An 11,718-nucleotide genomic window follows, 5' to 3' on the forward strand; every position below is an offset into this window, starting at 1 on the left:
GTAAAGGGAGTAGGACAATGACTTTATCTCATATTCAGATAGATCCCGAATTTTCGCGTGTTGTTTCTGTTTTTGATTTAACAGATGATCCTAAAAAATTTACATTAAGTGCAACAGCAGAAGAATGTGATGCGCTTGCAAAACGTTTTGGGTTGCAAAAAATTAGATACCTTAATGCTGAATGTGAAGTTTGGCGTCCGGAAGATGGTAATGTTATTTGTTTGAAAGGTAAGCTTAAATGCGAAGTCGTTCAAACTTGTGTTATAACGTTTGAGCCTGTCATTGCAAAAATTAAAGATAATCTTCTAGAATTTTTTGAAGAAAAAAAAGAAGATAAATATGGCAAAAAAGACCAAAATGAAATTGATTTGCCTTATTTAGATGACGAAGAAGTCCCTGAAATACTTGAATCATCGGAACTTGATATGGGTGAAGTGATAGCGCAGCATTTAGCGATTTCTTTAGACCCATATCCACGCGCCCCGCAGGCTGAACTTACAAAAATTGTTGAGTCTCATGAAGAGAAGAAGATATCGCCCTTTGAATGTCTTTCAGAAAAGCTTTCACATCATGAAGAATCAGACTTAAAAGAAGGCAAAAAAGGGTAGGGTTTTTTGATATTTTGCGTTGCCTTGACGTAATAATGTCTTCTACGTCGCGGGACGTAGGAAGTGTGTGTGTTTATACTAGTGTTTTTAAGTTATTTCACTATATTTTCAAAGCTGTTATTTCATTTTAGTGAATTTTGTTCCTCTCCACCTATCGTCATGCTGTTCGTTTATATAAAATAAATCTTTTTATCTTTAAGTAATGGATAAATTTATTCCAGAAAACATAGTTAAATAAATATAAAAAAAGTATATATTTCTTATAATTTGCGTTTTATAAAAGTAATTAATATGTAAAATTATTAGTAAAAATGAAAAAATTTAATAAATAAAGATAAAAAGTAATTAAAATTGACAAAATATATAATTTTATGTACATTTTACTGCATTAGTTTTTTAATTATAAGGATTGTTGCATGTTGAAGTTTATTTTTGCTTTTTTGTTTTCTTTTTCATTTAATAAGGCGTTTTCGGAATTGCCGTTTGAAGAAATAGGTGGTTGGAAAGAATCAATTGATGAAAAATATCATCAACAAATATCGCCCCTTTATGGTTTTGTAGCATTAAATACGTATCTGCCTAATTTAAGATTTTTTGGACATTATGGGCCTGAGAAAGAAGGCATTGCATCTTATAGTTTTACATTCCGTAATGAACATGACTTTCCGCAAGATCATGTTGCATCCTTTATCCAATTTCTTTTTCCTTCTTTTGATCGTGTTAATTTTGTCCCAAATCAAATTTCAAGCAATCCAATCTCTAAGTTAAGTTTTGAGGGGATTGGAAAAATTTTAAGAGAAATTGCTTTGGACGATGGAAAATTAAGTGAAATTTTATTAAAAAATATAAATGAAATTCTTGTGCAAGATATTCTTTCAGAAAAATATATGGGATTCGAAAAATCTTATCTAAATTCAAAAAAAGGAAAAAAATTATTTTTATCGGCGCTTGATGTATTTTTAGAAACTAGATCTTGTAAACCTATTGTATTATTTTCAAGGATTTTAGTAGAAGCATTACGGGAAAAAAATGAATGGACTTTTTATCCTAAAAATGTTGTCGAGCATACTTTGTTGGCCTTTGCTTGGAAAAAAGCTGATAAGCGTACAGATATGGAGGAATTAGTTAAGGCGGCGGTAGATTCGGTAGATTTCAGTAATAATTCTAATACAAATTTTAATCAAGATTTTTATTTTTCTTGTAAGAAAAAACAGAAAGATGAACCTGAATCATTTGAAAATGAAGTGTTTAGCAACCCTGAATTGGCTTCATTTTTTGGGCATGGACATGAAATATATGAAAATGAATATCCACTTTTGATTACGTATGGACAAGCTAGGTTAGGTGAATATCAATTTCCGGATTGTGTGGAAACAATGATTCGTAACTTTTTTAACATTCTTCTTTACGACAATCGTTCAAATAAATTTGAAGTGGATAAATTAAAAAATACAGAAATTAAAGTTAGTGATGAATTGATTTCTTTTTATGCAAATTATCCAACAATTTCACTTCAAAAAACACAAAGAGCAAGAAATGATTGGGCGACGATTGTTTCGAATAAAGAAAATGTGAAATATCTACAAAGAGATAAATTTAACCCGCAAAAGGGTTACGAAATGGCTTCAGACATTATAAATGTAGTGATGCTTTTACAAAATTTTGTGCCTATTTCGAAAGATGAAATTAAACATGAATATGATAGAAATAAAAAATTATCTACGGCACGAGATTATCTTTTAACATTTCTTCATAATTTCTCTGACCCGCAATATGGGCGTCAATGGAGTATTTCGGCTAAAAATGAAACGTTTGATTCAGACAATCTCTGTATAGCTGTTGAAAATAACGAAAAAGCTGTTTTTAATCTTAATATTGGATCTATGCACGGATCATTGGAATACGAACAGAAATTAAATAAAAAAAATAACTTTAACATAGATTTTTTAGAAAAAAATAAAAACAATTTAGATTTTTATGTTTTGAATTTATCCTTGTCGTCAGAAAGATTATTTTTTCTTCGGAAATATGGGTGTCAAGATAGATCTGAAATTGTTTTTTCTTGTAATTTATATGATTCAGATGAAATGGCCAATGTAATTGATTTTGTTTTGTCTCAAAAACTTGATGTTTTCTATAAGTTTTTAGATTTTTGGCTTAGTACTCTGCCTATAGATGACAACAACATGAAGCTTACATTATATGAAATTTTCAAAAAAAATACGTTCGATGTTGAAAATTATACAATTGCAGCAAAAATAGTGCAGGATGTTGAGGCTATGACAGAAGAGGAAGTTGCATCTTATACGGACGATCAATTTCAGCCTGAATCTCTTTTAAGTGTTGCAGTAGAAAAAAATTTAATTAATACAGTAAAAGAATTTTTAAAAAAAATTGATTTAGAAAAATATCTATATAATGAGGCATATAACGCAAAAGGTATGTTATTGAATAGAATTTGTAAAAATAATTTATTTGATATGTTGGAATTATTCATTAATACCGAAAAAATTACACAGGAAGATATCTTTCGAGATGATACGTGTGGGGGAGGAGTACCATTTTGTAATGTATTAAAAAAAAATAATTATAAAATGCTTGATTTAATCATAAATTCAGTGGGTGTATGTCAAGGTAAAATTAATAAAAATCCAAATTATTATATTTATCCTGTTTTGTTAAATAATAATTCTGAACAATGTTTGCGTAGATTGATTGATTCCAAGATTTTATCTAAAGAGCAACTCATTGACTTTAGCTATGAAAAAACAGATTTTTTATCTTTACTTTCAACTAATAAAGAATGTGATGGATTATTAAATTATGTTGTCAACGAGATAAAATTTTTTTCAGCTGAAGATTTTTTGAGAATGGGCAGTCAAGGTCATACGCCTATTATTTATGCAATATTAAAACAAAAATATAATAATTTTCATAAATATTTAAAAATTTGTAGTCATTTATTGAGTGATTATAGAATTAGTGTATATATTTTATATTTTCTTAAACTGAATTTAGATGATGAGGCGGTAAAATGCGTTGATTATTTTAAAATAAATTTTAAGGATAGAATAAAAAAAATATTAAAAAGTAAAAATGAAAAGGGTAGTAGTGTTTTAGATTTTTTAATTATTAATAAAAACAAAAATACACTTAACCATTTTATTGAAAATTTAATATTTGAGCCTGAAGATTTTGCTGATTATGAAGCATTTTTTATTTTGACTGATCATATTTTTAATTCAAGTTTATTAAAAAAAAGATTAGAAAGAGATTTTGAAGTTTGTAATGAGGGAGAGCCAAAAGTGAAAAAAAGTCGCGAGCTGTTAGCTAATGAGGTTCTGTTGCACGACTAAAATAGGGTTTTCGTTTTATTCTTAACTGTGACGAGATAGGATTGTAAGATTCTTGTTATGTTATGTATAAAGCTTGATGTTATACTTCTTATTATCGTCAAATGACCGTCTACATTTTTTGCCCATTTTTAAAAAAAAAATGAGTCTAATTCTTTTGACTTGAGTTTTGTCAAAAAATTTAGTATAAATCTAATCCTCAATTGGAATTGAAAGAGTAAGACTATGGCTGTACCTAAGAAGAAAATATCGAAATCCCGTCGTGGTATGAGACGCGCTCATCAAGCGCTTGTAGGCGTTTCATCAAGTGAGTGCTCAAATTGTGGTGAACCTAAGCTTCCGCATCACATGTGTGGTTCGTGTGGTCATTATGATCAACGCGAAGTTATTTCTAGTCCCATCGAGTCTTAATATTTAGGACGAATGTGGTGACTAAAAAAATCATCGTTGCCCTCGATGCGATGGGCGGCGATAGGGCTCCTGAAATAGTTGTCGAAGGTGCTGCATTAGCACGTGAGCGGCATTTAGGAGTCCATTATCTTTTTTTCGGCATCGAATCAAAGATAAAACCTCTTTTAGAAAAGCATAAAGAGCTTTCTAAAGTGTCTGAGATTGTTCATACAGATGATGTTATTTCTGCAGATGTACGTCCTTCAGCAGCATTAAGAACGGGTCGGAAGTCTAGCATGTGGTTAGCCGTCGAATCTGTTCGTGATGAGCTTGCTGGTGGTGTCGTTTCTGCAGGTAATACAGGCGCTTTAATGGCATCTTCACGCTACGTCTTAGGGATGATTCCCGGTATTATGCGTCCTGCAATTGCTTCATTTTTGCCTACCCCTAATGGTGAGTGCGTTATGCTTGATTTAGGCGCAAACGCAGAATCTGCTGTTGAGCATTTAGTTCAATTTGCAATCATGGGTGATGCTTTTGCACGTACAACATTAGGCTTACCAGAGCCTAAAATTGGGTTGTTGAATATTGGCACAGAAGAAACAAAAGGCACTGAATCTGTTCGTCAAGCTTATGCTGTGCTTAAAAAAATGAGTTCAAATGAAACCGACTTTCCCTTAAACTTCCATGGGTTTATTGAAGGTAATGACATTGCACTTGGCACAACGGATATCGTTGTGACAGATGGTTTTTCAGGTAATGTTGCTTTAAAAGCCATAGAAGGCACGTCAAAACTTTTTAGCGCCTTATTAAAACAAACTGTCCAGCATTCAATTTGGGCAAAAATTGGTTTCTTATTAGCGAAACCAGCCTTTGACAAATTAAAAGAACGTGTTGATCCAAGACGTTACAATGGTGCTGTTTTTTTAGGTATTAATGGATCCGTTGTTAAAAGTCATGGCGGTACGGATGCTTTTGGGTTTTCAAATGCTATTGGTATTACAGCTGATATGATTCATAATGGTTTTATTGATCGTGTACGTGATGAAATAGAGCGTATATCGCATCTTGTTTTTTCCAAATCCGTCTGAGTGTAATTACTCACGATATCGGTATTGTTGATTAGTTTGTTTTCGGGACAATTTTTAGAATTGGCCTCATACATCACTGTTTTCCTGAACGCCTTGAAGCTTAGCTTCGAAGGCAGATTCAGGATCCAGAAAGAAATACATGCTCGTAAGAGCATGACGTGTTTATTTAAATTGTGTCATGATCTTCGATCATGATTGTAAACTGGACCCTGAATCTTACTCGAAGCTTTGCTTCTCGCTTGTTCAGGGAAACAGCTGAGTAGGTGGTAGTTTTTGTATTAATCCAAGTCTATCGATTATAGTCTTATTTTTGAGAGCGTTTTATGGAATTCAGATCACGTTTAATCGGTGTAGGAAGTTATTTACCAGAAAAAGTTCTGACGAATGATGATCTGCCTGCAATATTAGAAACGTCTCATGAATGGATTATGGAGCGCACTGGGATTGCTCAAAGACATATTGCGGCTACCAATGAACTAACATCAGATTTAGGGTATCAAGCAGCTTTAAAGGCGCTTGAATACGCATCTATCTCGCCACAATCAATCGATCTTATTATTGTTGCAACATCTACACCTGATCGCACTTTTCCGTCGACTGCTGTTGAAATTCAATCAAAATTGGGTATTTATAACGGTTTTGCATTTGATCTTCAAGCTGTTTGTAGTGGTTTTTTGTACGCGTTGATTACGGCTGATAATTATATTAAATCTGGTTCTGTAAAACGCGTGCTTGTGATAGGTGCTGAAATTTTTTCGCGTATTGTCGATTGGAATGATAGATCAACCTGTATTCTTTTTGGGGATGGGGCAGGGGCTGTTATTATGCAAGCTGAGCACAAACTCAATCTTCCAAACGAATCTGGCATTCTTGCATCGAAATTATGTTCTGATGGTCGTTATGCAGATCTTCTTTATACCGATGGTGGACCTGCAATGTCTGAAAAAGTTGGTAAAATTCATATGCAAGGTCGCGAAGTATTTAAGCATGCCGTTGAAAAAATGTCGAGTGTAAGTGCTGAAGTATTGAATCAATCTGGATATAACATCGACGATATTTCTAAAATTATTCCGCATCAAGCAAATACACGCATTTTACAAAGTGTTTCAAAAAAACTAAATTGTCCTTATTCAAAAATTATGTCAACAATTGATAAACACGCCAATACTTCTGCAGCGTCTATTCCATTAGCTTTAGATTACGGTATAAGAACTGAACAAATTAATAGTCAAGATTTAATTTTGTTAATGGCTTTAGGTGCTGGATTTACTTGGGGTTCAGCAATAGTACGTCTTTAATAATCTATTGTAGTTAAATACTATTTCTATTTTTCAAAAACATTGGTATAATCATTAATATAGACGTTAACGTAACCTTATTCCAAATAAGGAAAACAAAATAAAGGTAAGGTATCATGAGCGGCGAAACAATAACACGAGCCCATTTAACGGAAGCGATTCATAACCAAGTTGGTTTATCGCGTGCCGATTCTGCGCAGCTTGTTGAATCTGTTTTAGACGAAATGTCTAAAACGCTTGAAACAGGATTAAGCGTCAAAATATCATCTTTTGCCAGCTTTATTTTGCGTGATAAAAGCAAAAGGGTTGGGCGTAATCCAAGAACGGGTATTGAAGCCACCATTACACCGCGTCGTGTTGTGCTTTTTAGACCTTCTCAGCTTTTGCGTAAAAAGATAAATGCAAAGATTAAGTAGATATTTTGGGTATGAAACAAGCCACGCTTCCTTTTTTAAGGAATTTAACTGAAGATGTATCTTCTGATGGAATGCGTGGGCCCAAAAAAAATGATTCTAATAACATTGTTGAAGCTGTTTGTGATATCACTGAAGCTAAGGTTTTTGATAAACAGGTTGATTCGACTTTGATTGATTCTACGAAAGACAAACAATTTTCTGATGCGATTGAAGAAGATTATATATCTGATGGCAAGGTATTGTCTAAAAAATCAGAAAATGCATATCATACGATAGGTGAAACATCTGATTTATTAGGTGTTCCAACACATGTGTTACGTTTTTGGGAAGAAAAATTTTCTATTTTAAATCCGGTTAAGCGTAATGGAGGTAGGCGATATTATCGTCCACTAGATCTTAAGCGTTTAAAACAAATTAAAGATTTGCTCTATACTCAAGGCTACACAATCAAAGGTGTGCAGCAGCTCTTTAAAAGCAAAAAAACGGATATTCCTCCTGTCGAGAGAAAAGATCTTCCTGAGCCCGCTTCGAATGCAACATTAAAAGAAGAATTGAACAAAATGTTGAATGAAGTTATTACGTTGAGACAATTTTTAAAAAATTAAAAAGTTTATATTTGTTAATTTTATGAGATATCAGGTTTTTTCTTATATGTATAAAGAATATGTATTAAGCATTATGTCTTTTTTTGTATAAAACTGCATGATTATAATCATTCTACGGGACAAAAATATAGTTTGCATGAATCGCCTAGTCAATAAAAATCTTCGTGCGTAGACCCTTAGAAGCTACAATGAAACACTTCATTTTAAAAGATTTTGTTAGTATTGATATATCTAAAATTAGACTTAATATATTATGTTATTTAAAAAAGTAAAAATTAAGTATTATTTATGTTTATTATTTTTAATAAATTTGATACATTTAAATTCGTTAATTCAGAATGAATTAAATACTAAATGAAAGGAACATTAAATGTATAAAAAAACTATATCGATAGCATTTTTAGCTTTAATTATTTTATCTTCATCTTTGTTTGCAGTAGAAGAAGGTGCAGGTGAAGCACATATTTATGATTATAATTCTTTGAAATATAATCATTATGCAGCTGAAGTTGAAGATTCGGAGAAAGTAATTATAGAAGATCTTGCAAAAAATTTTGCTGAGGGAAAGAATTGGGATTGGTATGATCATCACTATGTTATCAATTCAATACTTAATATAAGAGCAGAAGATAGAGAAACTATTATTTTTTATGCTAAAGAACTTTTTGATGAAGGACAAATTGTTCAGTCAAATGATGCTAGTCTTTTTGTTAACTCAATTTCACGCGTAAATTTGGAAGATCTTGATTTTTTTGTTCAGTTGGTAAGAGAATTTCCTGGTAGAAAAAATTGGCATTCAACTGATTTTTGTATGTTCGTTTATAGACTTACTCAAATACAGCCGGCAGATCGTGCTTTTGTTGTTCAGGCTCTAAAAAGTCTTGTAGAGAGTAATAATTGGGATGGGATGTATTCGGGATTTAAAATTGCTGATGCCATTCAAGGCTATATAGTGTAAGTGGAATTTTTGTTGAACGTACAACATGTTCTTTACTCCGATGGGAACCTATAAGATGTAAGGTTTTAATCAAGATTGTTGGTCTAGATTAAAATATAAGATCGTGGGCAGAAGCTTTAGGATCCAACCGACCTTTTAGGTCTGTCCTGAAATACAAAGTCTTCTGCCATTATCATGACTAATTTCACTCAATCATGCTAGGTTTTTAAGATACAATCCTGAATCTGCCTTCGAAGCTTCGCTTCAAGGTTTTTACGAAAATAAAGATGTGTAGCAAATCTCTAGCATAAAAAAATTGTTCGGTAGATTGATAAAGAATACGCATTGCGCATTATGCCTTGTCTTGTATAAAGCTAGCGGATTATAATCGAAAATAAGAATAAATAAAAAAATGTTGGGTGGAGAGTTTAATGCGGTTTTTTGTTTTACTTGGTTTTGTAACATTTGTTTTATCATTAAATTTGAAATCGTTAGAGGCAAATTCTGATAATGAAGTTAAAGAAGTACCAAAAAACAAGCATTCTAAAATTGATGTGTCTAAAAATGATATGGTTCACATCAAAGAAAGAAAACATAAAAGAGAGAAAATAAAAGATAAAAAACCTAAAAATAAACAATCTTATAAAAAAAAACTTATGGCTCTTCTTCGTTCAGATTTAAATGAGCTAGTTGAATATAAAAACAAACTTTCTCCTGAAGGTGGAAACAATTTTTTTTTGAATCCAATAGCAAAAGAAAATAGTATAATTTCTAAACATCAAATTGTTCCTTGTGTAGAAGATTGCAAAAAAAAAGTTATAATTTTAGCCTTAGATGGTGGGGGAATAAGGGGCATTATTCCAGCTTATATTTTGGCGTATATTGAAGCTATAACTGGAAAAAAAATTCATGAACTTTTTGATGTTGTGGGTGGTACATCAACAGGCGGTTTAATTGCTGCTGCAATTGGGGTTCCTGATCGGTGTATTTATAATCAACCACTTTATGCTGCAAAAGAAATTGTAGAATTTTATATTAAAGATAAAAAGTTAATTTTTCGAAAAAGTAAAAATCCTTTAGCGCATGGAGGTTTAGCCCGCGCAAAATATAGGGATTCGGGTTTAGAGAAATTTATAAAAAAACGTTATACAAGAAGATATAGATTAGGTGATATGTTAACACCTGTTGTTTTGACTGGGTTTGATAGTAATGCTAAAAAATTAAAGCTTTATTCTAGTGTAGACGTCTATCTTGATGAAACATTTGATCATCGTATTTATAAAGCAGCGCGTGTGACGGCAGCAGCACCTACTTTTTTTAAATCCGTTAAAAATAACCTTGAGACTGAGTCTATTGAGGGTGTTAAAAAAGAAAAACAAGTGCAGGTTTTACGTGATGGTGGGTTAATCGCGAATAATCCATCAGAGCAAGCATATGAAGTTGCACGTAAACTTTTTCCTCATAAACAGGAAGCGGATTTTATTGTTATTTCAATAGGAACAGGTAAGTCACCTAAATCAAAAAGTCATTCTAATTTAGGCAAAATAAATGCAGCTGAAATTGTTCAAGATTTTATGAGTGCGCAAATGGCAGAAACTGACCGTAAAATGAGCGAAAAATTAGGTAAAAATTACGTTCGCATTCAAGCAAACTTGGACGAAAAAGCAAGGCTTGATGATGTGAGCAAAAAATATCTTGTGAAATTATTAAAAGCTGCACAGACAATTATTGTTGAGCAGGCTCAAACTTTTATTCATCTTAATGAAGTGTGGCAGATTCAAGACGGAAAGCATGGGGGTAGTTATGATCTTTGGCGGGGCATGAAAGAACAATATTTAAACACCATGTCAACGCAAACTAAAGAAGAACATTATGCTCCAAGTTCGCCTATGTTTGTTCGGTCAGATGCAGAATGATATGTAGGTGGTATATTTTTTGTAAGTTAGGGGCTGAAATGCCATGGGTGACTCGACCAAATATAGTTTCAAGCTACAGCGAGCATTGATGCTTCGAATATTATGTTCGAAATTTTTAAATAAAAAAGTCATGCTCTACGAGCATTTATTTTAATCTGGACCCTGGATCTACGTATGAAGCTTCGTTTCAACGAGTCCAGGGTAACAACGGAATACAAAATAGTCTTATTTTTTTAGTTTAAATCAAGTGCAATATTTTTTTCTTTTAGAAAAGTTAGAATTTGTTCTGCACGTACATTTACGTTAGCGTTGCTTAATGGTCCATACCACATGGCCCATTTGGCTTCTGGTTGTGCATCATTTGCTTGCAATGCCATGATAGAAAAGACTATAGGTTCATTTTCTCCAGGGATCTGGATAAAATAAGTAGCGCCAGTTAGGTCACTTTTTGCAAAACCACCTTCAAATGGTCTGTCATTCAGGTTTTTATTTTCTGCACAAAGGTCATCATATATCTTTATACCAGGAACTGGAGTAGATAATATGGCTTTTGGATAAGCAGCATAAAGTTTTTTTCCATTCGCTAAAAAACGACGAAGAATGTTGCAACGTTTTGTTACTGTCGCAATAAGTTTTGGATCAGCAGTAACTTCAGGGGATAATAATCCAGGCGTTATTTCTCCGTCAGCCGCGCGCAAGGGTGTTGGAGGTGTAGCTGTATGAATAATAGCAGTTACATTGATATTTTTTTCATCGGCTAAAGCTGATTCGATAATACCTTGAAGGTCAACATATCGAGTTCTGTATTCGGCATCAGGTCCAGTATGTTCAACGTAATTATTTTGTTTTAATAGATCCCAGTGAGGTTTCACGGATGCATCTGCTTGTGCTTGTGCGATATAGGCGTCGATCTTTTGCTCTAAGAAGTTTTCAGCGTGTAGGGGTTGTGTTAACACGCAAAGAAGTAATGCTATTGTTCTTTTCATAGGAACTCCATTAATATTTCGTTATTTAAATTTAAGTAAAAACAACTTGTACTCTTGTTTGAATTGAAAGTTAACTGACTATACATAAAAATTCAATAGTAATATATAGAAAATATCG

10 protein-coding genes are annotated in these 11,718 nt (G+C 32.6%); 9 read left to right on the top strand and 1 reads right to left on the bottom strand.

Going from position 1 to position 11,718, the window contains the following annotated elements; all coding sequences use genetic code 11:
* Positions 1 to 17: 17 nt before the first annotated feature.
* From Q8L85_07660 to Q8L85_07700, 9 genes are all read left to right on the top strand, one after another.
* Positions 18 to 608, top strand: coding sequence for a DUF177 domain-containing protein (locus Q8L85_07660; protein MDP1724562.1), 591 nt, complete (start codon positions 18 to 20; stop codon positions 606 to 608).
* An 806-nt stretch (positions 609 to 1,414) separates the two neighbouring features.
* Complete coding sequence (locus Q8L85_07665) at positions 1,415 to 3,964, top strand: hypothetical protein (GenBank protein ID MDP1724563.1); 2,550 nt, start codon at positions 1,415 to 1,417, stop codon at positions 3,962 to 3,964.
* Positions 3,965 to 4,186: 222 nt separating this feature from the next.
* Positions 4,187 to 4,372 carry a 50S ribosomal protein L32 gene (gene rpmF / locus Q8L85_07670; protein ID MDP1724564.1) on the top strand — a complete coding sequence of 62 codons (186 nt, stop codon included), beginning with the start codon at positions 4,187 to 4,189 and terminating at the stop codon, positions 4,370 to 4,372.
* A 17-nt stretch (positions 4,373 to 4,389) separates the two neighbouring features.
* Complete coding sequence (plsX, locus tag Q8L85_07675) at positions 4,390 to 5,442, top strand: phosphate acyltransferase PlsX (protein ID MDP1724565.1); 1,053 nt, start codon at positions 4,390 to 4,392, stop codon at positions 5,440 to 5,442.
* 323 nt (positions 5,443 to 5,765) lie between these two features.
* Complete coding sequence (locus tag Q8L85_07680) at positions 5,766 to 6,740, top strand: beta-ketoacyl-ACP synthase III (GenBank protein MDP1724566.1); 975 nt, start codon at positions 5,766 to 5,768, stop codon at positions 6,738 to 6,740.
* A 116-nt stretch (positions 6,741 to 6,856) separates the two neighbouring features.
* Positions 6,857 to 7,156, top strand: a complete 300-nt coding sequence (locus Q8L85_07685) for an integration host factor subunit alpha (GenBank protein MDP1724567.1) — start codon at positions 6,857 to 6,859, stop codon at positions 7,154 to 7,156.
* 11 nt (positions 7,157 to 7,167) lie between these two features.
* The gene (locus Q8L85_07690) at positions 7,168 to 7,761 is read left to right on the top strand and encodes a MerR family transcriptional regulator (GenBank protein ID MDP1724568.1); all 594 of its coding nucleotides are present in this window, start codon (positions 7,168 to 7,170) and stop codon (positions 7,759 to 7,761) included.
* A 370-nt stretch (positions 7,762 to 8,131) separates the two neighbouring features.
* Positions 8,132 to 8,719, top strand: a complete 588-nt coding sequence (locus tag Q8L85_07695; GenBank protein ID MDP1724569.1) for a hypothetical protein — start codon at positions 8,132 to 8,134, stop codon at positions 8,717 to 8,719.
* Between the two features lie 410 nt (positions 8,720 to 9,129).
* On the top strand, positions 9,130 to 10,614 hold the full coding sequence (locus Q8L85_07700; GenBank protein ID MDP1724570.1) for a patatin-like phospholipase family protein: 1,485 nt from the start codon (positions 9,130 to 9,132) through the stop codon (positions 10,612 to 10,614).
* A 233-nt stretch (positions 10,615 to 10,847) separates the two neighbouring features.
* On the opposite strand, the gene Q8L85_07705 is transcribed toward Q8L85_07700, so the two are convergent.
* Positions 10,848 to 11,600, bottom strand: a complete 753-nt coding sequence (locus Q8L85_07705; protein ID MDP1724571.1) for a hypothetical protein — start codon at positions 11,598 to 11,600, stop codon at positions 10,848 to 10,850.
* Positions 11,601 to 11,718 lie beyond the last annotated feature (118 nt).

The organism is Alphaproteobacteria bacterium (assembly GCA_030680745.1).
In the GTDB taxonomy this organism is placed as follows: domain Bacteria; phylum Pseudomonadota; class Alphaproteobacteria; order JAUXUR01; family JAUXUR01; genus JAUXUR01.